23 protein-coding genes are annotated in these 21,690 nt (G+C 61.5%); 14 read left to right on the forward strand and 9 right to left on the reverse strand.

The features are described from left to right. Positions 1-22: 22 nt before the first annotated feature. Both ACHZCU_RS03545 and ACHZCU_RS03550 read right to left on the reverse strand, forming a co-directional pair. Complete coding sequence (locus tag ACHZCU_RS03545) at positions 23-1,159, reverse strand: MaoC family dehydratase N-terminal domain-containing protein (RefSeq protein WP_319517681.1); 1,137 nt, start codon at positions 1,157-1,159, stop codon at positions 23-25. A gap of 36 nt (positions 1,160-1,195) precedes the next feature. Next, complete coding sequence (locus ACHZCU_RS03550) at positions 1,196-2,755, reverse strand: AMP-binding protein (protein WP_319517682.1); 1,560 nt, start codon at positions 2,753-2,755, stop codon at positions 1,196-1,198. A 140-nt stretch (positions 2,756-2,895) separates the two neighbouring features. Here ACHZCU_RS03550 and ACHZCU_RS03555 point away from each other — a divergent pair, with 140 nt between their 5' ends. From ACHZCU_RS03555 to ACHZCU_RS03565, 3 genes are read left to right on the forward strand one after another with little or no spacing between them, the layout of a single operon-like run. Then, the gene (locus tag ACHZCU_RS03555) at positions 2,896-3,681 is read left to right on the forward strand and encodes an IclR family transcriptional regulator (protein WP_106303920.1); all 786 of its coding nucleotides are present in this window, start codon (positions 2,896-2,898) and stop codon (positions 3,679-3,681) included. A 2-nt stretch (positions 3,682-3,683) separates the two neighbouring features. Next, positions 3,684-4,124, forward strand: a complete 441-nt coding sequence (locus tag ACHZCU_RS03560; protein WP_319517683.1) for a PaaI family thioesterase — start codon at positions 3,684-3,686, stop codon at positions 4,122-4,124. After that, positions 4,102-5,340, forward strand: coding sequence for a CoA transferase (locus ACHZCU_RS03565; RefSeq protein ID WP_319517684.1), 1,239 nt, complete (start codon positions 4,102-4,104; stop codon positions 5,338-5,340). Before ACHZCU_RS03560 ends, ACHZCU_RS03565 begins: the two co-directional genes overlap by 23 nt. A 68-nt stretch (positions 5,341-5,408) precedes the next feature. On the opposite strand, the gene ACHZCU_RS03570 is transcribed toward ACHZCU_RS03565, so the two are convergent. Then, on the reverse strand, positions 5,409-5,777 hold the full coding sequence (locus ACHZCU_RS03570) for a helix-turn-helix domain-containing protein (RefSeq protein ID WP_319517685.1): 369 nt from the start codon (positions 5,775-5,777) through the stop codon (positions 5,409-5,411). Between the two features lie 159 nt (positions 5,778-5,936). Between ACHZCU_RS03570 and ACHZCU_RS03575 the strand changes: the two genes are divergently transcribed. Together ACHZCU_RS03575 and ACHZCU_RS03580 are read left to right on the forward strand one after the other, a co-directional pair. Next, positions 5,937-6,173 carry a hypothetical protein gene (locus tag ACHZCU_RS03575; RefSeq protein WP_319517686.1) on the forward strand — a complete coding sequence of 79 codons (237 nt, stop codon included), beginning with the start codon at positions 5,937-5,939 and terminating at the stop codon, positions 6,171-6,173. Between the two features lie 4 nt (positions 6,174-6,177). Then, entirely contained in the window at positions 6,178-7,194 is a 1,017-nt protein-coding gene (locus tag ACHZCU_RS03580) for a saccharopine dehydrogenase family protein (protein WP_394706010.1), read from the forward strand. Between the two features lie 52 nt (positions 7,195-7,246). Here the strand turns inward: ACHZCU_RS03580 and ACHZCU_RS03585 are convergent, their stop codons facing one another. From ACHZCU_RS03585 to ACHZCU_RS03605, 5 genes are read right to left on the reverse strand one after another with little or no spacing between them, the layout of a single operon-like run. Then, a complete protein-coding gene (locus ACHZCU_RS03585) occupies positions 7,247-7,984 on the reverse strand; it encodes an ABC transporter ATP-binding protein (RefSeq protein WP_319517688.1) in 738 nt (245 codons plus the stop codon). Continuing rightward, a complete protein-coding gene (locus ACHZCU_RS03590) occupies positions 7,981-8,823 on the reverse strand; it encodes an ABC transporter ATP-binding protein (RefSeq protein WP_319517689.1) in 843 nt (280 codons plus the stop codon). The genes ACHZCU_RS03585 and ACHZCU_RS03590 overlap by 4 nt, the downstream gene beginning before the upstream one ends. Beyond that, on the reverse strand, positions 8,810-9,688 hold the full coding sequence (locus ACHZCU_RS03595) for an ABC transporter permease (RefSeq protein ID WP_394706094.1): 879 nt from the start codon (positions 9,686-9,688) through the stop codon (positions 8,810-8,812). The genes ACHZCU_RS03590 and ACHZCU_RS03595 overlap by 14 nt, the downstream gene beginning before the upstream one ends. An 11-nt stretch (positions 9,689-9,699) precedes the next feature. Beyond that, complete coding sequence (locus tag ACHZCU_RS03600; protein ID WP_106303938.1) at positions 9,700-10,728, reverse strand: ABC transporter permease; 1,029 nt, start codon at positions 10,726-10,728, stop codon at positions 9,700-9,702. 19 nt (positions 10,729-10,747) lie between these two features. Beyond that, positions 10,748-12,346: an ABC transporter substrate-binding protein gene (locus ACHZCU_RS03605; protein WP_394706011.1), complete on the reverse strand. Its 1,599-nt coding sequence runs from the start codon at positions 12,344-12,346 to the stop codon at positions 10,748-10,750. Positions 12,347-12,497: 151 nt separating this feature from the next. Between ACHZCU_RS03605 and ACHZCU_RS03610 the strand changes: the two genes are divergently transcribed. The 3 genes from ACHZCU_RS03610 to kdgD are packed head-to-tail and all read left to right on the forward strand — an operon-like array spanning position 12,498 to position 15,166. Further along, entirely contained in the window at positions 12,498-13,205 is a 708-nt protein-coding gene (locus ACHZCU_RS03610; protein ID WP_319519736.1) for a FadR/GntR family transcriptional regulator, read from the forward strand. A 55-nt stretch (positions 13,206-13,260) separates the two neighbouring features. Then, complete coding sequence (locus tag ACHZCU_RS03615; protein WP_319517690.1) at positions 13,261-14,235, forward strand: mannonate dehydratase; 975 nt, start codon at positions 13,261-13,263, stop codon at positions 14,233-14,235. 28 nt (positions 14,236-14,263) lie between these two features. After that, entirely contained in the window at positions 14,264-15,166 is a 903-nt protein-coding gene (gene kdgD, locus ACHZCU_RS03620) for a 5-dehydro-4-deoxyglucarate dehydratase (RefSeq protein ID WP_319517691.1), read from the forward strand. Positions 15,167-15,248: 82 nt separating this feature from the next. On the opposite strand, the gene pobA is transcribed toward kdgD, so the two are convergent. Further along, the gene (gene pobA / locus ACHZCU_RS03625; protein ID WP_319517692.1) at positions 15,249-16,418 is read right to left on the reverse strand and encodes a 4-hydroxybenzoate 3-monooxygenase; all 1,170 of its coding nucleotides are present in this window, start codon (positions 16,416-16,418) and stop codon (positions 15,249-15,251) included. A gap of 186 nt (positions 16,419-16,604) precedes the next feature. Here pobA and ACHZCU_RS03630 point away from each other — a divergent pair, with 186 nt between their 5' ends. From ACHZCU_RS03630 to ACHZCU_RS03655, 6 genes are all read left to right on the forward strand, one after another. Next, positions 16,605-17,369 carry an SDR family NAD(P)-dependent oxidoreductase gene (locus tag ACHZCU_RS03630; protein ID WP_319517693.1) on the forward strand — a complete coding sequence of 255 codons (765 nt, stop codon included), beginning with the start codon at positions 16,605-16,607 and terminating at the stop codon, positions 17,367-17,369. 26 nt (positions 17,370-17,395) lie between these two features. Next, entirely contained in the window at positions 17,396-18,166 is a 771-nt protein-coding gene (locus ACHZCU_RS03635) for a crotonase/enoyl-CoA hydratase family protein (RefSeq protein ID WP_319517694.1), read from the forward strand. A 75-nt stretch (positions 18,167-18,241) separates the two neighbouring features. Beyond that, a complete protein-coding gene (locus tag ACHZCU_RS03640; RefSeq protein WP_227023590.1) occupies positions 18,242-19,291 on the forward strand; it encodes a TRAP transporter substrate-binding protein in 1,050 nt (349 codons plus the stop codon). 3 nt (positions 19,292-19,294) lie between these two features. Continuing rightward, entirely contained in the window at positions 19,295-19,846 is a 552-nt protein-coding gene (locus tag ACHZCU_RS03645) for a TRAP transporter small permease (RefSeq protein WP_106303961.1), read from the forward strand. Continuing rightward, positions 19,846-21,168 carry a TRAP transporter large permease gene (locus ACHZCU_RS03650; RefSeq protein WP_106303964.1) on the forward strand — a complete coding sequence of 441 codons (1,323 nt, stop codon included), beginning with the start codon at positions 19,846-19,848 and terminating at the stop codon, positions 21,166-21,168. Before ACHZCU_RS03645 ends, ACHZCU_RS03650 begins: the two co-directional genes overlap by 1 nt. 14 nt (positions 21,169-21,182) lie before the next feature. Beyond that, positions 21,183-21,671 carry a MarR family winged helix-turn-helix transcriptional regulator gene (locus ACHZCU_RS03655; RefSeq protein WP_227023591.1) on the forward strand — a complete coding sequence of 163 codons (489 nt, stop codon included), beginning with the start codon at positions 21,183-21,185 and terminating at the stop codon, positions 21,669-21,671. Positions 21,672-21,690: the final 19 nt, after the last annotated feature.

The raw sequence follows: 21,690 nt of genomic DNA on the forward strand, positions 1-21,690 counted from the left end.
GCCTTGCATCACCTGCGGCGCGTCAGCGCTTCGGCAGTTCCACGATAGCAGAACCGATGGCGGAGAGCTCTCCGTCCTGCTGCTCCGCGCGTTGCTTGATCTCAACGAGATGGCGGCCGTTCTCCTCATATTTGCGCGCCACGCTTGCGTGAATCAGGATGATATCGCCTTCCGGATTGTGACGCCTGACCTGGCTTTTCGCCTGCCGCAGAAAACCGTCATCACCCATCCAGTTGGTCACCTGATGGGTGAGCCACGAGGCGCGTTCCGGACCGTAATCATAAGCGCCGGGCGCTCCGACCTCGAGCGCGAATTCCTCTTCCCAGTGAACGCGTTCGGGGCAATCGGGAATGCCGAAACGGTTCTTGATGCCGGCGGAGGGGTGTTTCTGCTGTAATTTCCAGGCCAGCTTGTTGGCGCGGATATAAAGCCCGCCCCAACCTTGCGCATAGGCAATGAAGCCGGTCGCCGTCATTGGCCCCTTGACCATGACGGGCAGTTCATCGCCCTCGTTGACATCGTCCCAGTAGCGGGTCTCGCTGCCCCGGATTTTTTCGTCCTCGTAATACTTGTAATAGGCGTCGAGTTCGTCCTGGGTGTAGACGCGGCGGCCGCGTTCGCGGGCCTCGGTGTATTTCGTGCCGTTTTCGCGGGCTTGATCACGGTCGGTACGGAAGCACCAGCTATCGGCATCGGCCAGAAGATCGCCGGTTTTCGCATCGTAGAAATCGACGTGATAGATCTGCTGAATCGCCTTGCCGGCAAAGCGGGTATCGTGCTCGATCAGGTCCTTCAGATAGGCTTCGGTGCGCAATTCGGTGTTGCGCGTGATGACCTTGTGCCAGTTCCAGTCGGCGCCCGACCACATGGCGTGCACGCCGGGCAGGCCGCCGACATAGCCGGAGATGATCCGGCTGGTGGAAAACAGGAAGCTCGGCAGTGCGATCACGTCGCCATAGCGCGTTTTCTTCGCATAATCCGGATCGCACCACAGCGGATTGTCGTCGCCGATGCCGTGGGCATAGTGGCGGATATTGTCGCGCGTCGCCTCGTAGCACCACGGCTCAACGGTTCGCTCGATCTTCACGCCGATGCGCTGGCGAAGATCATCAAGCCCTTGCTCGGTGATCTTCGGAAACTTTCTTACCATCTCATTCATCTTGTTGCTCCTTGGAAGATGATTGCGCGCTGCCGCCTAACGGGCGGAGGCCATGTTCTGCTGGTCCTGCGTCCTCAAAATCTTGCGGTTGACCTTGCCGGCCTGGGTCTTCGGCAGTTCGGTGACAAACGCGATCTGGCGCGGATATTCGTGGCGGGCGAGACGGGCGCGGACATGGTCCTGAATGCTCTGCTTCAGCCCTTCCTCCTCCTCGCCCTTCAAAATGATGTAGGCCTTGACGACCTGGCCGCGCACGCTGTCGGGCGTGCCGATCACGCCGCATTCGGCAACGGCGGGGTGGCTGAGGATCGCGTCCTCGACCTCGACCGCGCCGATCGTCCAGCCGGCGGAAATGATGACATCGTCGGCGCGGCCGCCGTGATAGAAGTAGCCATCCTCATCGACGCGTCCGAGATCCTTGGTGGGAAACCACTTGCCGCCCTTCAGAACCATCAGTTCGCCGGTTTCGCCGGGATCGCAATCCGTGCCGTCGGGCCGGTGCACGGCCACCTCGACGCCGGGAACCGGCTTGCCCATCGCTCCGTCGCGAACCTCGAGATCGTCGGCACCGGGATAATTGGCGATGATCACCCCGATCTCGGTCGTGCCGTACATGGACCGCACCTTGGTGCCGAACACGCGCTCGACATAGGTCGCCGTCTCGCTGTCGATCGGTTCGCCGGTAAAGGACAGCTTGTCGAAACAGTAATCAAAGTCCTCCGCCGCGCCGGAATTGCGCATCATCCGGTAATGGGTGGCGGCGGCCGTCAGGTTGGTGATCTTGAAATCATGCAGCGCCTTCAACAGCCGCACCGGATCGAACTTGCCGGAAAACGTTCCGGTCGAAACGCCCATCGCCAGCGGCGCAAGCGTGCCGTGCCACAGCCCGTGCCCCCAGGCCGGCGATGACGGGCAGAAGAAGCGGTCGCCGGGGCGAATGCCGGTGGCGTAAAGCGCGGCCACCATCAGCGTGACGATGGAGCGATGGCTGTGTTCGACCGCAGCCGGCAGAAGCCGTGTCGTGCCGGATGTATATTGCAGCACGGCAAGATCATCACCGGCCGTCTCCCAGTCGAACCGCACAGGAAGATCATCGAGGCTTGCCAGAAGATCCTGGTCGGCAACGGTCACGTTCTCCGCCCCGGCCTCACGCGCTTCCCCGGCCTTGTCCGCATTGGTGAAGAACAGTTTCGGCTTGCAGTCGTTCACCCGCAGGCGGATGCCGTCCGGGCCGAAGAGCGTGAACAGCGGCACCGCCACAGCGCCCGCCTTCATCGCGCCGAAGATCGCCGCATAGAAGGGCAGAGACGGCTCGATCATCACAGCGATGCGGTCGCCCTTCTTGATACCCTTGTCTTTCAGAAAATGCGCGATCTGCGACGAACGGCGGGCGATTTCCTCGAACGTGATGATCTCGTCGTGTCCGTCGGCATGGGCAATCCTGAGCGCGACCCTGTCGGCGTCGGCATGTCGATCGATACACTCATGCGCGATGTTGAAATGCGCCCGGTCGCCATCGAACAGCGCCCAGAGCGCTTCCTTGCTGTAGTGCTTCTGCGCATCCGCATAGGACGTGAAATCCGTCAACCGGACCATGCAGCTCTCCTCCCGATTCCTCCACCACGGTTTGTTCAGCCGCAGTGCTCATTGACAAAGGTAGAGAAACATCTAGCTTATTGTCAATATGTTATTATTATTGTATATAGACAATGAAATAACATGCTTGAGGACCCGGAATGGCTGAAGACGAAAACGGACAAACGACCAAAAGACAGGTGCCGGCGGTGACCCGCGCCATCGCGATCCTGCGCTTTCTGGCGCGCAGCAGCGAACCGGCCGGCGTCAACCCGATTGCCCGCGAACTGGGCCTGATCCCGAGCACATGCCTTCACATTCTGCGGGTTCTGCAGGATGAGGGGCTGGTCGAATTCGACACGCAGACGAAACGCTATTCGATTGGAATCGGCATATTGCCGCTGGCCCGCTCGGCGCTTCAGAAGAACACCTTCTCGACGCTCGTGCAGCCGCATCTTTCGGCGCTTTCGGGCACATTCGGCGTCACCGCGATCGCCACACAGCTGGCCGAACCGGGGCAGATGGTGGTGGTCGCGCTGTCGCAATCGTCCCTGCCCTTCCGCCTGCAGGTCGATCTCGGCTCTCGCTTCCCGATCCTGATTTCGGCAACCGGCCGGCTGTTTGCCGCCTTCGGCCCGATGGATGAGGATGCGCTTCGAAAAAAGTTCGAAAAACTGATCTGGGACCATCCGCCGACATTTGAGGACTGGCTTGCCGAGATCGGCGAAGCAAAGAAGCGCGGCTATGCCGTTGATCGCGGCATCTATATCTCCGGCGTCACCGTTGTCGCCGTGCCGATCTTCAACGCCAAGGGACAGATGATCCGCTCGCTGGTGGCGATCGGCATCACCGAGCGTCTGGAGGACGACGACATACCGAAACTCGCCGAGGCCCTTCTGGCCGTACGCGGCGAAATCGAACAGATGGACATAACGACTGGGAGTTGAATTTGACGGAATTTCGGGAGGAGAACGGCTGGAAGCCCCTGAATGCAGGCGGTTTCATGGCCGGCATCGGGCCGCTTTATGCCAGGCGACGGCAGGACGGCGGCTTCACCTACGCGCTTGAAACCGGCGAGGCCCATGCCAACGCCCTCGGCCTGGTGCATGGCGGCGTGATTACCGGCCTTGTCGACCAGACGATCGCGCTTGTCGCATGGCACGCGGCCGGCAGGGCGCCGGTGGTGACGGTCGAGATGAGCACGCGCTTCACCGACAGCGCAAGGCCCGGCGCGCGCCTTGAGGCGAAAGCGGAGGTGCGGCAGACATCGGGGTCGATGATGTTTATTGATGCGACGGTACACGAGGGAGAACGAACCGTCGCGCTGGCGACAGCCGTGATGAAGATCGCACGAAAGGGAGGGGCGAATGACACACAAAAACAAGCCTGAGGGCCCGCTTTCGGGCATCAAGGTTCTCGATTTCTCGCGCATCCTCTCCGGCCCCTACGCCTCCATGGTGCTGGCCGATCTCGGCGCCGAGGTGATCAAAATCGAGCCGACCGAAAAGGGCGACGAGACGCGCGGCTTTCCGCCGTTCAAGGGCGGAATGAGCCATTATTACATCGCGCTGAACCGCTCCAAGAAAAGCGTCGCCCTCGATCTGAAGACGCCTGAGGGTGCGAAGATCGCCCGCGAACTGGCGGCAAAAAGCGATATCGTTCTGGAAAATTTCCGCCCCGGCGTCATGGACCGTCTCGGCCTCGGCTATGATGCGCTCAAGGCCGACAATCCGGGGTTGATCTATTGTTCGATTTCCGGTTTCGGGACGACAAGCCCGCATCGCGACAAACCCGCCTTCGACATCGTCGCCCAGGCGCTTTCCGGCGTGATGAGCGTCAACCGCGAACCGGGCCAGCCGCCCAACAAGCTCGGCCTGCCGCTCGGCGACATGGCGGGCAGCATCTTCTCCGTGTTCGGCATTCTCGCTGCCCTGCATGAGCGGGACGTGACGGGGCACGGACGGCATGTCGAAGTGGCCATGCTCGACAGCCTGATCGCCATGCAGGGCTATCTGTCACAGATCTATTTCCTGACCGGAAAAAGCCCGCAGCCGGTCGGCACGAAACATCAGAGCATCGTGCCCTACGGCTCGTTCCCGACAGCGGACGGCTATGTCATTGTCGCCTGCCTGACGGAGCGGTTCTGGCACAATTTCGCCCGCTGCCTCGGGCGCGAGGATTTGATCGCGGACCCGCGCTTTGCCCTCTATCAAGCCCGTCTCGAAAACCGGCATCTGCTGGAACCGATCATCGACGAACGCATGATGCAAAACGATACCGCCTACTGGCTGGAAAAACTCGCCGAATTCGACGTGCCCAACGCGCCGATTCTTTCAATCGGCGAGGCGCTGGAACAGGATCACGTAAAGGCGCATGGGCTGATTGAAACGCTCCACCACCCCGAGATCGGCGACCTCGACGTGGTGCGCGGACCGATCCTGTTTGACGGCGCGGCAACCGGCCATGCCTTCGCGCCTTCGCTTCTGGGCGAGGATACGCAGGCCGTACTGATGGAAGAGCTCGGCTATTCCAGAGAAAAATGCGAGGACCTGGCCGCCCGCTCCGCCATCGGCGCGCACAGGAAAAACTGTACGCAGGAAAGCTGATTTCAGGAAGAAGGCCCGCAACGAACACCATCATCATTGTCAGCGCCATTGGCGGAGGCTTCAGGTATTCACCTTTCGTCCGTTGACAGCGGATTGGCGGCCGCCCAGTGGTAGAAGTGGCGGAGCTGGGCCGCCAGTTCCTTTCCCCGCTCTGTCAGTTCGTAGTTTGCCGTGCGCGGAAAGCCCTTGCCCTGCGACCGTTCGGCGAGAGCCTTGTCCGTCAGCGCTGCGAGCCGTTCGGTGAGAACTTTGGGGGTGATGCCGGAAAGTCCCGCCGACAGTTGCGAGAAGCTTTGGGGGCCGTTCGAGAGGCGCCACAGGATCAGGCCGTTCCAGCGATGCCCCAGAAAGGACAGCCAGCCCTCCAGCGCGCACTCGGACGCATGACGCGCCGCATGCCGCTGTTCGACTTCCCGTTTGGATAGTCCAGTCTCCATCTGCTTTACCTCCGAAATCAACAAACCCGTTCCGGTTCTTTGCCGGACGGTCGGGACATATACAAGGAGCAGAGCCATGACCGCTTTCCCCGATCATGCCGCCGAAAGCTATGATGAACGGATCGTGCACCTGGTGCCCGGCTTTGCGAAGGCGGCCCGTTGCTGCTTGTCGATGCCGTCGAGACGGAGGATGGAGACGCGGCGTTGAACCAGTGGCTCCTGCGAAGAGGGCATCAACCCGCCGAGGCTGCGGCGGTGATCGAACGGATGCGGAAGAACTGGCATCGCATTTCGCAGGAAAGGCTGACCCGGCTGCTGGAACAGGCGGGTTTTCGCATCAAAGAGCCGTTCTTCATGGCGTTCGGCTATCTCGGAATTCTGGCTGAAAAGGCATGAGATGATGGAAAATGGTGAAATCCTGATTGTCGGCGGATATGGGCATGTGGGCAGCCAGATTGCCGCCCGGCTGCAGGCCGCGGCCACAGCGCCGGTGCGGATTGCCGGGCGCGACACTGACAGGCTGGCCGCGGCGGCGACACGCCTTGGCTGCCAGTCCGTGCAACTCGATCTTGGGGCGCCGGACACATGGCCGAAAGCCCTTGATAAGGCCGGTTGCGTGGTCGTTTGCGTGGATCAGACCGATACCGGCTTTGCCGCGGCGGTTCTGGAGCGCGGGCTTGTCTATCTGGACATCACCGCAGATGATGATTTCTTCCGCCGGATCGAACATCTTGAAGGCCTCGCCCGCGCCAAAGGCGGCCGTGCCGTGCTCTCGGTCGGTCTGGCGCCCGGCCTGACCAATCTGCTCGTCAAGGCAGCGGCGGCGGAGCTGGACACGATCGAACGCGCCCGTATCGGCATTCTGCTGGGCATTGGCGATGCTCACGGCCCCGCGGCGATCGACTGGACCCTGCACAACTTCAAGAAGACTCGACCGGGGACGATCGAACATCTCCCCTTCGGCGATCCGCCGCGCCAATATCCCGTCCTTCCGTTCGATTTCGCGGACCAGCACGTACTGCGCCGAACGCTTAAGATTGCAGATGTGCAGACATTCATGACGTTCGACACCCCGTTATTGAGCCGGGTCATGTTCGCTGTCCTGCGCCGCGTTGCCGCCAGCGCCATGCTGACCCGGCTGTTCAAGGCGCTCACGCCCTATGCGCGTCTGGGATCCGATCGTACGGCGCTCAGCGTCGAGGTGCACGGCACGAAAGCCGGGCAAAGGATCGTACGGAGGATGAAAATGGAAGGGCGCAAGGAGGCGCGCATCACGGCATTGATCGCCGCCATGGTGGTCGAACATGTTCTTCGCCACGACATCGCGCCCGGCGTTCATCATATCGAGCAGATCCTGTCGATCGACATGCTGACACCGCACATCCCCGATGACGCCGGCATTACCTTCGAGATATAGCGGAAAACATCCGAACGCCCCGAAATCAGGTTCTGCCGCCCGGCAACATCGTTCAAAGATAGCTGGCCGCGAACAGGCTGTCTGCGTATGGATGATGGGTGATGCCGGCTGCCAGATCCTGTCTGGAAAGGTCATCGACGAAGGCGCCATCCTTCATGACCAGAACACGATCGCACATATGGGCAATCACGGCCAGGTCGTGGCTGACCAGCACATAGGTGAGCCTTTGATCGTCCCGCAGATCAGCCAGCAGGTTCAGGATTTCGGCCTGCACCGAGACATCGAGCGCCGAGGTCGGCTCATCCAGAAGCAATATTTTCGGCTCCAGCATGAGTGCACGCGCAATGGCTACGCGCTGCCTCTGGCCGCCGGAAAGTTCATGCGGGAAGCGCTCGGCAAAGGCCGCCGGCAGGCCGACGCGTTCCAGTGCGGGCCCGACCAGATTCCATCCGCTGCCGCGCCCCATGGCCCGGATCGGCTCGGCCAAAACCCGCTCGATACGGTGGCGTGGATGAATGGAGCCGAACGGATCCTGAAACACCATCTGGGCAAGGGCGAGCTGTTCGCGGCTGCGGGTCTTGTTCACCTGCTGTCCGGACAGGGCAATGCGCCCTTCCCAGTGTCGATCCAGACCCGCAAGCGAGCGCAGAACCGTAGACTTGCCGCAGCCGGATTCGCCGACAATGCCGAGCGTTTGGCCTTGCTTCACGGCAAAGGAGACAGACTTCACGACATGCTTGCGGGCATCGCGCGCGCCGAATGATACGTTGAGCTCAGTAACCTCGATCACGACAATGCCTCCGCTTTTTCAATGGCCGCCCGGTCCAGTGTCGCCAGCCGGCGGACCGGATGGCGCGGATCGGGCATCGCGCCGATCAGACCCCGGGTATAGGGGTGCTGTGCATCTTCCAGACGCGTCAGCGCTTCCACGACGCGCCCCTTGTACATGACCAGAATACGTTCGCAGAAAGCGGCCACCATGCGGATGTCATGGCTGATCAGCAGAAGGCCGGAATTGTTCTCCCGCACCATCTCGTCGAGCAGCGAGAGCACTTCGCCACGCACGCTGACATCGAGCGCGGATGTCGGCTCGTCGCCAATGACCAGCCTTGGCTTTGCCAGCAGCATCATGGCGATCATGACGCGCTGCCCCATGCCACCGGAAATCTGGTGCGGATAAAGCGCCATGGTGCGCGCCACATCGCGAATGTGCACACGTTCGAGCATTTCGGCGGCGCGCGCATAGGCCGCCTTCTTTCCCACCTTCTGGTGTAGCCTGGCGGCTTCGGCGACCTGCTTTCCGACGGAAAGCACAGGGTTCAGCGAATAGCGCGGGTCCTGCATGATCAGCGCCATGCGGTTGCCGCGCAGGCTGCGCATCTGCCTTTCGCTGCGCGTCAGCACGGGCGCGCCTTCGAAATCAAGCCTGCTTGCCGCAACATCTGCCGATGGCGGCAGGAGCCGCATGATGGCGCGCCCCATGGTTGATTTGCCGGAGCCGGATTCTCCCACGACCCCGACGCGCTCGACACCGATGTCGAAACTGACACCGTCGACGGCCACGATACTGGAACGACCGAAACGAACGGACAGGTCGCGGACGGATAGGATAGGATCAGGAGCGGGCATGGCGGGGATCCAATATGTCACGAAGTGCATCGCCGGCCAGATTGAAGGCCAGGCTGGTGAGCAGAATGGCGATACCGGGCATGACGGCAACCCACCAGTTGTCCAGCATGAAGCGCCGGCCGCTGGAGATCATCGCGCCCCATTCCGGCGCCGGCGGTTGGGCGCCAAGGCCCAGAAAACCAAGAGCGGCAGCGGTGAGAATGATACCGGCCATGTTCAGGGTCAGCCGCACCACCACCGAGGGGATGCACATGGGCGCGATGTAGAGCGCGAGCAACCGCAACGGAGAGGAGCCATAAAGGCGGGCAGCGGCAACATAGTCGGTGTTGCGCACGACAAGGGTTTCGGCCCGGGCGAGGCGGGCAATGGCCGGCCAGCCGGTGAGCGAAATGGCGATGATGGCCGTTCCCAGACCGGCGCCCAGCGCTGCGGCAAATGCCAGGGCCAGCACCAGCGAGGGGAAGGACAGGACGATATCGGTAATGCGCATGAGAACGGCATCGGTTCTGCCGCCGATATAGCCGGCCACAATGCCGATAACCAGTCCCAGAGGGCCGACGATGAAGGAGACGGCCAGAACGGTCTGGAACGTGATGCGCGTGCCATAGATCAGACGCGAGAGAATATCGCGGCCGAATTCGTCCGTGCCGGCCCAGTGTGCCGCACTGGGCGGCAAAAGCGCCTGGCCGAGATTCTGCGCGGTGGGGCTGTAGGGCGCGATCAGCGGGGCAAGGATGGCGATGACCGCCAGCAACGCCAGAAACAGGAAGCCGAACATGCCCACCGGCTCCTGCGAAAGCTTCGACAGCGCGTTGCGCAAGCCGGTGACAAGACGCGTGAAGGCCTGATGGGCCGGAGATTGAATAGTCGTGGTGGTCACGAGGTTACCTCGCGTGTACGCGGATCAAGAACCAGATAGGCAAGATCCGACAGGAAATTGAGCATCATGAAAATGGCGCCGATGATCAGGGTGGTCGCCAGAATGGCGTTCATGTCGCCGATCATCAGGGCATTGGTCATGTATTGACCGATACCGGGCCACGAGAACACAATCTCGGTGACCACGGCCCCCTCAAGCAGGCCGCCATAGGAAATGGCGAGGATGGTAACAAGCTGCACGGCGATGTTGGGCAGGATGTGCCCGGCCAGAATGCGCCAGTTCGATGCGCCCTTGGCCCTGGCCGCGACCACATAATCCTGGTTGAGCTGTTCCAGGGTGAAACTGCGGGTCATGCGGGTGATATAAGCCATGGCGGAATAGGCCAGGATTGCAGCCGGCAGAATGATGTGGTGAACCGCGCTGCGGAAAACCTCCCAGTCACCGGCCCACAGGCTGTCGATCAGCAGCAGACCGGTGCGCGGCTCCACAAGACCTTCAAGATAGATGTCGACACGCCCCGGTCCGCCAACCCAGGACAGGCTGGCATAGAAGATGACCAGACCGACAATGCCGAACCAGAAGACCGGGATGGAATGCCCGACAAGCGAGAGAATCCGAGCAAGCCGGTCGATCCAGGTATCGCGGAAAAACGCAGCAGTCATGCCCAGCGGAACCCCGATCAGGGTCGAGAGAATGACAGCCAGCGTCGCCAGTTCGAGCGTGGCGGGGAATGCGGCCCGCAGGTCCTGCATCACCGGATTCCCCGTCAGGATGGCATTGCCGAGATCGCCGTGCAGCAGGCCCGTCAGATAAATCCAGAACTGCTGGTAAAGCGGCAGGTCCAGCCCCAGCCGCGCCCGCATGGCCTCGAGGGCTGCGGGATCGGCCAGTTCACCGACGATTGCACCAACCGGATCCGTCGGCATGACGCGACCGATTACGAAGGTTACGACGAGCAGGACAAACAGGCTCAGCACAAGCTGGCCCAGGCGTTTGCCCAGTTCGATGAGCGAAAATTCCGTCATGATCGGCCGGCCGGTTTGCTTAGTCTTCGGTCTTGGTGACGTCGTCGAGGCGGGTCAACGACCAGGGGTGCCCCTCATAGCCGTGAACCCGGTCACTGATCACGATGGGTTCAAACCGTTCGAACATCGGCAGCACGGCAGGTTTCTGTGCGATGAACATTTCCTGCATCTGCCGCAGCAGTTCGAGGCGGCGGGCATCGTCGCGCTCGCCATTGGCCTCGTTGCGCATCGCATTCAGCTCCGGAATGTCCCAGGCCGAGCGCCACACGAAATTGCCGGCATTGTTGGCTTCGAGCGCGTTGTCCGGATTGGTGACGAAATTGTCGATCGACCCCAGAGCCGTCGGCATGAAGGCGCCGGTCTGCGGGATGAGCAGATCGAAATCACGCGCACGGTGCGAGGCGACGATATCCGAACCATTGCCCTGCTGAATGCTGACATTGATGCCGATATCGGCCAGACTGGCCTGAATGGCAGTCGCCATATCGACACGCGGGGTCTGGGCAATGGTCTTCAAGGTGAGATCGAAGCCATCGGCATACCCCGCCTCGGCCAGCAGCTCACGCGCCCGCTCAGGCTGGAAAGACCAGTCCGGATTATCGATCGCGCCTTCGAAATCCTCAGGCACGGGAACATTGCGCGGCCGGCCATAGGGGCCGAGGATCGTGTCGGCGATGCCCTGATAGTCGATACCGTAAGCGATGGCCTCACGCACCAGCGGATTGGACAGCGGCTCGCGGCCGGCATTCATCGACAGAACGTAATAGCCGCCTGTCTTGACCTCATCGATGGAGAACCCTTCCTTGTCGGTAAAGGTCAGCACATCCGGCGCGGTCAGCGCATTGGCAACATCGATATCGCCGCGTTCCAGCATCAGGCGGGCGGCCTGGCTCTCCGGCGCATGCCGCATGATGACGCGACGCATGGCCGGCGCACCGTCCCAATATTGTTCATTGGCTTCGAGCAGCACCACGTCATTCGGGGTCCAGCGACGCAGGACATAGGGACCGGAGCCGGCCGTGTTGGTCCGCAGCCATGCATTGCCATAGTCGTTGTTGGAGACATGCTCTTTAACAACGGCGCTATCAACGACACTCGCCGTGCCGCCGGCCAGACGATAGAGCAGCGATTCGGGGATGACGCTGTCGGTCATCTCGATGCGGAAGGTCTCGTCGTCCGGCGCCGATACGAGATCGGCAATGGTTTCGGGCGTGTAGCCCACATTCTTGAAATTCGCCGCCGCCGATTGATCCAGCATGATCAGGCGCGTCAGCGAGAACACCACATCGGCAGCGGTGACGGGATTGCCGGAGGCAAAGGTCGCATCGCGCAGATGAAACGTGATACCGGTATCATCGACTTCCCAGCTTTCGGCCAGCTGCGGACGGATGGCATAGCCTTCCTCGCCACTGAACTGCACCAGCCGGTCATAGGTATTGGCCAGTATTTCCTGGGTCTTGACCTCCGTGCCCTGCTGCGGGTCGAGCGAAAGAACCTGCGCCAGCGAGGTGCCGATCACCAGCTGGTCGACCGGCGTCCGGGCGAAAGCCGCAGGCGCCACGGACAATGCCATAGCGAGAGCGGCGCCCGAAATGAATCGGGTTGAAAACAGTTTCATTGATACTCCTCCTCGATATACAATACCAACATGTGACGTTGGTCGTATGTCGTATGTCGTATTATGACTATTGCATATTTGGAGAATTGACAATAGTTCATCCGACGACGTCGCACAGTTGGCGAGAACAGGGTTCAAAGAGGATAGTGTTATGGCTCAAACGATGAGGCGCCGCAGGCCCAGACTTGCTCAGGCCCTTGTCGACCAATTCCGGCACAAGATCGAGAATGGCGATCTTCCCGCCGGCGCCAAATTACCGACCGAACCGCAGCTGGAAGCGCAGTTTTCCGTGAGCCGCACCGTGGTGCGCGAGGCCATCGCCGAACTGCGCTCGGCGGGACTGGTCACGCCTGTGCAAGGCAAGGGCATGTTTGTCAGCGAAGACCTGCCCCACACCGGCATAATCCTCACCCCAATCGAAATCCAAAGCATCCCGCAAACGCTTGAAATGCTTGAGTTTCGCATTGCCATCGAAACTGAAGCCGCCGCTGTTGCGGCCTATCGGCGATCCGCCAAACAGGAAGATGCCATTCGCAACGCCAATCAGGAAATGGAACGCCTCATCGAGGCGGATGCACCCACGGTGGACGCCGATCTGGCCTTTCATATGGCCATATCCGAAGCCACCAATAATCGCTATTTCCCCGATGCTCTCAAGCAATTCGGTCAGCGGTCCATACCGCGCGGCCAGTTTCCCACCCTGCCCAGCGCCACAGACCGGCAGTACCTTCTGGGGGTGCTGAATGAACATCAGGTTATCGTGGACGCCATTGCCGACCAGGATCCGGAAGCGGCCCGTCAGGCCATGCGCGATCACTTGATCGGCAGCCAGAAGCGTTATCGACGATTGTCAAGATAGGCCTCGACAGGCTTGATAATTCATACTATGTCATATGACGGAAGAGGAGTATGGCATGTATTTGGGCACCCAACTCGCCGCGCGCGATGATGAGGATTATCGGGTCTGGGCCCAGCTGGGCATAAAGCACATATGCGCTGATCCAGCGGGCGAGCCCGGCTCATGGACACTGGACGATCTTTTGCGGCTGCGTGAAAAGGTCGAAACCTTCGATCTGGTTCTCGACATGATCCAGCTTCCCCTCCCCTCCAGCCCGATCGAGACCGCGACTTATCCGGACATATTGCTGGCCGGCCCCGAGCGCGACCGGCAGATCGACGCGATCTGCACCTTGATCGAAAACCTTGCCGAGGCCGGCATTCCCGCCGCCAAATACAATCTCAACCTGATCGGAATTCCGCGCACACCGGCCGAGCGGGGACGCGGCGGCTCGCTGAATGCCTCATTCCGCTGGGACAAGACCGACCAGAATGCCGCCCCCGGCATGGCCGGCGTGCTGCCGGAGGACGAAAACTGGGAGCGCATTGATTATTTCCTCGAGCGCGTCGTCCCCGTCGCCGAGTCCAACAGGATCCGCCTTGCCTGCCACCCTCACGATCCTTATACCCCGCCCGGCTACAAGGGCGTCACGCGCGTACTCGGCACGGTCGAAGGGCTGAAAAAATTCGTGCAGATGCGCGAGAGCCCCTATCATGGCCTCAATTTCTGTCAGGGCACGGTCGGCGAAATGCTGGACAACCCACGCGACGAGGTCGACGACGTCATTCGCTGGTTCGGCAGCCGGGACAAGATTTTCAACCTGCATTTCCGCAATATCCGAGGCCGGAAACTGTCTTTCATGGAGACCTTCCCCGATGAAGGCGACATGGACATGGCCGCCGCGCTCAAGACCTACAAAGAGGTGGGTTACAAATACATGATCATGCCCGATCATGTGCCGACCATTTCCGGCCGGGACCCGCAGGGCGTCGCCTTTGCCTATTGCTACGGCTACATCGCCGCCCTGCTCCAGGCCCTTGAAACCTACTGATCAGCTTTTACCACCGGATTGAATTTCCATGACCCCTGACGATCTGAAATCCGCTTTGGGTAGCGGTCTGCTGTCTTTCCCCGTAACCACGTTCAAGCCGGATCTCGGCCTCGATGAGGAAGCCTATCGCAGCCATATCGACTGGCTCGACGGCTTTGGCGCCGCTGTCCTTTTCGCGCCCGGCGGGACCGGCGAACTCTTTTCGCTGACACCCGATGAGGCTACCTACGTCACGCGGATCGCCAAGGCCAGCGCCGGCAGGACGCCCATCGTCGGCGGGGCCGCCTACGGCACGGCAATGGCCGTCGAGATGGCCAGGAACGCCGAAGCGGCAGGGGCCGACGGCATCCTGCTTCTGCCTCCCTATCTGATGTTCGCCGAGCAGGAAGGGCTCATCGCCCACGTCAAGGCGGTTTGCGACGCGGTCGGCATCGGCGTCGTCGTCTATAATCGCGACAATATCGTTCTGACTGCCGAGAGCCTTCTGCGACTGACCGATATGTGCCCCAACCTCATCGGGTTCAAGGATGGCTACGGCGAGGTGGACCGGGTGATCGAGATCACCACTCAACTCCAGGACCGACTGGTTTATATCGGTGGCATGCCCACGCACGAGCTTTATGCGCAAGCCTATTATTCAGCCGGGGTTACCACTTATTCCTCCGCCGTCTTCAATTTCGTACCGCAGCTTGCGCAGGATTTTTATGCGGCGCTGCGCAAGGGCGACAAGCAAACGACCGATCGGATTCTCAAGGAATTTTTCTTCCCGCTGGTGGCACTGCGCAACCGAAAGAAGGGCTATGCCGTGTCGATCATCAAGGCGGGGCTGGAGGCCATTGGCCGCCGCGCCGGACCGGTTCGCCCACCGCTGACCGATCTCAGCGTCAGCGAAATGGACGAGCTCAAGGCGCTGATCGCTCAAACAAGCTGATTTCCCGTTCGTCTTGGCCAGGAAAGCCCCTCACCTGCACTGCGGCCTCAAACAGACGTGCACGCGACAGCAACAGCTATCGTCAATACGGCAACCCGACATAGTTTTCCGCCAGTTCGCGGCGAGCGGTTTCCGAATCCGACAGATGCATGAGGCTTGCCTTACGCATTTGCGCGGAAAAAGCGTCCTCGCCATCGAAACGGTGCAGCAGCATGGTCATCTGCCAGCTGAAGCGCATCGCTTTCCAGATCCGTTTCAGCGCGCGTTCGGAATAGGCGTCGATGCCCGCCGAGGTGTCGGATTTCAGCTTGTCGATCAGCGCCTGCGACAGGTAGTGGATATCGGAGGCGGCAAGGTTCAGCCCCTTGGCGCCGGTCGGCGGAACGATATGCGCGGCATCGCCGGCAAGAAAGAGATTGCCCCAGCGCAGCGGTTCCGAGACGAAGGACCGCAGCGGCGCAATGCTCTTCTCGATCGAAGGGCCCGTCACCAGTCGGGCCGCGATATCCGATGGCAAACGCTGTTTCAGCTCCCCCCAGAAGGCTTCGTCGGACCAGTCCTCGACCTTGTCGGTGAGCGGCACCTGGAGATAATAGCGGCTCAGCGAAGCGTGGCGCATGGAGGCCAGCGCAAAACCCCGGTCGGAATTGGCATAGACAAGCTCATCATGCACGGGCGGCGTGTGTGACAGCACGCCGAGCCAGCCGAACGGATAAACGCGCTCGAATTCGCGCCGTTTTTCCTGCGGAATCGTGCGTCGCGACACCCCGTGAAACCCGTCGCACCCGGCCACGAAGCTGCATGTCACGGTCTTGCGGACGCCTTCATGCGTGAAGCTGACGGTTGAGAGCGCCGATCCGAGATCGTCGATCACCACATCGGATGCGCCGTGAAACATGGGCGTTCCCATGGCATCCTGCGCGGCATAGAGGTCGGCCGTGATCTCCGTCTGTCCGTAGACCATCACCGCCCGGCCGGTCAGCGACTCGAAGTCGATCCGCACCTGAAGATCGTTGTCCGACAATACACAGCCATCATGGGGAATGCCTTCCGCATCCATCCGCGCGCCGACACCCGCCGCCCTCAGAAGTTCGACCGCGCCCCATTCGACAATGCCGGCGCGGATGCGCGACAGCACGTGGGCGCGGCTGGCGCGCTCGATGACGACGGTCTCTATGCCCTGTCGGTTCAGGAGTTGCGAAAGCAGCAGGCCGGATGGCCCGCCGCCGATAATGGCCACTTGCGTTTTCATGACAGTCTCCTCCCTTTCAAGGGCCGCCTCCAGGCCCGGGCCAGCCGGCGTGAAACAAACCGGCGACGTCCGATAGAAATCACGCATGATCTGCCAAAAAGCAAATTTTATTTATTAAGAACAACTGTTCATTGACATAACAGTTTATTGGCGTTCTAATCTGCCGCGAGGAGCAGAGGAGGATTCATGCAGATCGAAGGCATGGTGGCACTGATCACCGGTGCGGGCAGCGGGCTTGGCGCGGCCACGGCGCGCCGGCTGGCCGAAGACGGCGCTCATATTGTTGCGGTCGATCTTTCGGAAGACGCCGCGCTGGCCATTGCCGCGGAAACCGGCGGACTTGGCTTTGCCGCCGATGTCGCGGATGCGGCAAGGATCGAAGCGATCATCGCGGAGACCGGCGAGAAGATCGGCGTGCCGCGCATTGTCGTCTCCTGCGCGGGCATCGGCACGGCATCGCGCATTCTGCCGCGCGACGGCGCGCTGACGGTCGATATCTTCGAGCGCACGCTGCGCACCAATCTTGTCGGCACCTATACGGTGATGAACATCGCCGCCCGCGCCATGGCGGCGGCTGAGCCGGTCGACGAGGACGGCGCGCGCGGCGTGATCATCAACACCGCGTCGGTGGCCTTCGAAGACGGCCAGATCGGCCAGGCCGCCTATGCCGCCTCCAAGGGCGGGGTTGCTTCGATGACGCTTCCGGCCGCGCGCGAATTCGCCCGCTTCGGCATTCGGGTGATGGCGATTGCGCCCGGTCTGTTCGAGACCCGGATGAGCGCGGGCCTGCCCGACGATGTCCGCGCCGAAATCCTGAAGAACGTGCCCTTTCCAAGCCGCATGGGCCTGCCGGACGAATATGCCCGCCTGGCCGCGCAGATCATCGAAAACCCGATGCTCAACGGCTCCCTCATCAGGCTCGACGCGGCAGCGCGGATGCCGCCGAAATGACGCGACACGAACGAAAAGAAAAACGCATGACGCAAACCGATATTCTGAAAATCGCAATTGACGGTCCGGTGGCAACGCTGACCATGAACCGGCCGGAAAAGCGCAACGCCATGTGCGATGAACTGCTCGATGCGCTCGACCGGTTCTTTTCCGCCCCGCCGGAGGCGGTTCGCGTCGTCATTCTCACCGGCACGGCCGGCCATTTCTGCTCGGGGCTTGACCTGTCGGAACATGTCGCCCGCGATGCCGAGAACACCATGTATCATTCACGCAACTGGCACCGGGTCATGGAAATGATCCAGTTCTCCGGCCTGCCGGTGATTTCCGCCATGTTCGGCGCGGTCATCGGCGGCGGGCTGGAGCTGGCATCGGCCACCCATGTCCGCATTGCCGAACCGTCGACGATCTTTCAGCTTCCCGAAGGCATGCGCGGCATTTTCGTCGGCGGCGGGGCGACCATCGGCGTCGGCCGCATTCTGGGCGCCGACCGGATGCGCGAAATGATGCTGACCGGGCGCAAATACAATGCCGATGAAGGGTTGGCGCTCGGCCTTTGTCATTACAGCGTCGGCGAAGGCGAGGCGCTGGAACTGGCGCAAAAGCTTGCCGGGCGGATCGCGAAGAATGCGAAGCTTTCCAATTACATGATGATCCAGGCGATCAGCCGGATCACCGAAATGCCGCGCGCGGAAGGGCTTTTCACCGAAAGCCTGTGCGCGGCGGTCTCGCAGACAAGTGCGGATGCCGAGGAAGGACTTCGCGCTTTTCTGGAGAAACGGGCGCCGGTCTTTCGATAGGCCGGCAGACCCGCCGACGGGAGACGGCGGGCTGCTCGATGCTTGCAGGCAAACGGTCTCAAGGGAGGAACCGATATGACCAAGGGTATGAAAATGACGCGCCGCAGGGCGCTGACAACCATCGGCGCGGCACTGGCGGCGCCGGCCTTCATCAGACATGCGCATGCCGCCGAAGTCACGCTCAAGCTGCATCACTTCCTGCCGGCCATGGCGCCGATCCAGAGCAGTTTTTTCGAAATCTGGGCGCAGGAACTGTCCGATGCTTCCGGCGGTGCCATCGAACTGCAGATATTCCCCGCCATGCAGCTTGGCGGCAAGGCGCCGCAACTGGTCGATCAGGCGCGCCAGGGTATTGTCGATATCGCATGGACCCTGCCGGTCTATACGCCGGACCGTTTCCCCGTAGCCGAAACCATGGCGCTGCCTTTCATGGTAACATCGGCGGAACAGACATCGGTGGCCATGGACACGCTGATGCGCGAATACGGCATGGCCGAATACAGGGGCATGCAGCCGCTGGCCTTCCACACCCATGCCGGCGGCAAGCTGCATACCCGCGGCAAGCCGATCACATCGAAGGCCGATCTGAGCGGCATGCGCATCCGCGCGCCCAACCAGTCGACGGGCAATATGTTGAGCGCACTGGGCGCGGAGGTCGTGTTCTTCCCGGTTACCGAGATGGTGGTCGGCCTGTCCAACGGCGTCATCGACGGCTGCTGCCTGCCCTATGAGGTGGTTCCCGCCTACAAGCTGCAGGAACTGACCGAGTTTTCCGCCGCCCCGGCACCGGGCGCACGCGGACTTTATTCCAACACCTTTGCGCTGGTGATGAATGAACGCAGCTATGAGGGATTGTCCGACGACCTGCGCAAGGTGATTGACGACCATTCCGGCCCGGCGCTTTCGCAACGGCTGGGTGCCGCCTTCGACAGGTTCGAGGCCGTGGGCAAGGGCGTGGTCGAGAAAAACGGCAACGATATCGTCGAAATCCCGGCTGACCAGATTGCCGAATGGCGCGGAGCCGCCGAGCCGGTCGTCGCCGAATGGCAGAAGAAGCTCGATGACAAGGGCTATGACGGCGCCGCGATCATCAAGCGTGCCAACGAACTGCTGGATCAGGGCTGACCCATGGCGGAACACGTCCCGGCCGAACACGGAAATGAGGGGGCGCATAGCCCCCGTTTCTTCTGGCTATACCGGATATGTCTGGTAAGCGCCGGCCTCGGCGGTCTTGCCGCCTTCGCCACGGCGCTGATGGTTTCGTTTTCCGTGGTGGCGCGCATGACCGGCTTCGGTGGCCTTCGCGGCGATTTCGAGGCCGTGGAACTGGTCTGCGCCGCCTGCGCCTCGCTGTTCCTGCCGCTTTGCCAGTTCACCAAGGGCCATGTCATGGTCGATATCTTCACCGACTGGATGCCGAAAGCCGGCCAGCGCCGTCTCGACGGTTTCTGGACGCTGCTGTTTGCCGCCGGCTGGGCCATCATCTGCTGGCGTCTGACCCACGGCCTTGCCACCATTCATGCCTATGGCGACCGGACCATGCTTCTCGGCTTTCCGGTGTGGATGATTTACGTTCCGGCCGTCTTCGGTACCGGCCTTTCGGCCTTCGTCGCGGCCCTTACAGGCGCTGCCGATCTTTTTGGCCGGGCAACGGATGAGACCATCAGGGAGGCCGCCTGATGGACCCCACGATGATTGCCATCGGCATGCTCGTCATCATGCTGGCGCTGATTTTCCTGCGCATGCCCATCGCTCTGGCCATGGGGGCTGTCGGGGCGGGCGGCTACATGCTGCTCGGCAGCCCCGCAAGCCTGCTTTTCTATCTCGACACCGCCTGGGTCGATAAATTCATGTCCTACGAACTGGCGATCGTGCCGCTGTTCATTCTGATGGGGCATATCGCGACGCGCTCCGGCATTTCCGCCAGCCTGTTTGCCGCCTCCAATGCCTGGATCGGGCATTTTCGCGGTGGTCTCGCCATGGCGGCGGTGGCCGGCTGCGCCATGTTCGGATCGATTTCCGGTTCCTCGCTGGCCACCGCCTCGACCATGGCGCGGGTGGCGCTGCCGGAAATGCGCAAGCACGGTTATTCCGGCGCGCTTTCGGCCGGCTCGCTGGCCGCCGGCGGCACGCTCGGCATTCTGATCCCGCCATCCGTGGTGTTGATCATCTATGCGCTGCTGACCGAACAGAACATCGTGAAACTGTTTCTGGCCGCCACCGTGCCGGCGACCATGGCGGTGATCGGCTTTTGCATCGCCATTGCCGTTTTCGTGCGTCTTTTTCCCGATCAGGGGCCCGATCACGCGCCGGTCCCGTTTCGCCAGCGCATCAAGGCGGCGCTTGGCATCTGGCATATCGTCGGCATTTTCGCTGTCGTTCTCGGCGGCATTTATGGCGGGTTCTTCACCCCGGCCGAAGGCGCGTCCGTCGGCGTTGTCCTGACGCTTGTCGTCGGCGTGGCAACCGGCGGGTTGCGGCTGAAGGACCTGATCGCCTCGCTGATCGACACGGCTGCGGCCTCCGCCATGATCTTTGCCATCGTTTTCGGCGCCGATCTTTTCAACGTCGCGCTGGCGCTCAGCCGGATGCCCATGGATATCGCCGCCTGGTTCGGCCAGTCGGGCCTCTCGCCCATGCTCGTCATGCTCGCCATCGTGGTGTTCTATCTGATCATGGGCTGCGTGATGGACAGCCTGTCGATGATCCTTCTGACCGTGCCGGTGTTCTTTCCGACAATCATGGCGCTCGATTTCGGCATGACGGCGGAGCATACGGCGATGTGGTTCGGCATCATCACGCTGGTGGTGGTGGAAATGGGGCTGATAACCCCACCCGTCGGCATGAACCTGTTCGTCATTTCATCAATGGCCAAACACATACCGCTCAGAGCGATTTTCGGCGGCACCATCCCGTTCGTGATATCGGAGCTGATCCGCGTGGCGCTGCTGATCGCCTTTCCCGCGCTCAGCTTCTGGCTCGTCGATCTGGTGGCAAACTGACAGGAAGAAACACGATGACGAACGCAAAACCGAACCCCGTCGAGGCAGACGACATGACAAAAGCCGCAACAGGCGCCACCGACGATTATCTCGGCGCGTTCATCGGCTACAACATGAAGCGCGCCTTCCTGCTGGTGCAGGAGGATATGCGCCGCGTGCTCGAACCGCTCGGCCTGCGGATGATGACCTTTTCGGTTCTGTCGATCGTGGTCGAAAACCCGGATATCTCGCAGACCCAGCTCAGCCAGGTCCTCAAGATCGAGCGATCCGGCATGGTCGTGCTGGTCGATGAGCTGGAAAACGGCGACCTGATTTCGCGCAACCGGGTGCCCGGCGACCGGCGCACCTATGCGCTGCGCGCCACCCCCAAGGGGCAGCGTCTCTGGGAAAAGGCGAAAGCCGCCGTCGAGGGCCACGAGGCGACGCTGTTCGGCGGCCTCCTGAGCGATGAGGAACAGGCGCTTTTGCGCGGCATGCTCCGGAAAATCTGCATGGCAGGCTGATGACGACAACAGAGCGGGG

It is taken from the genome of uncultured Martelella sp. (assembly GCF_963677965.2).
GTDB classification, from domain to species: Bacteria; Pseudomonadota; Alphaproteobacteria; order Rhizobiales; family Rhizobiaceae; genus Martelella; species Martelella mangrovi.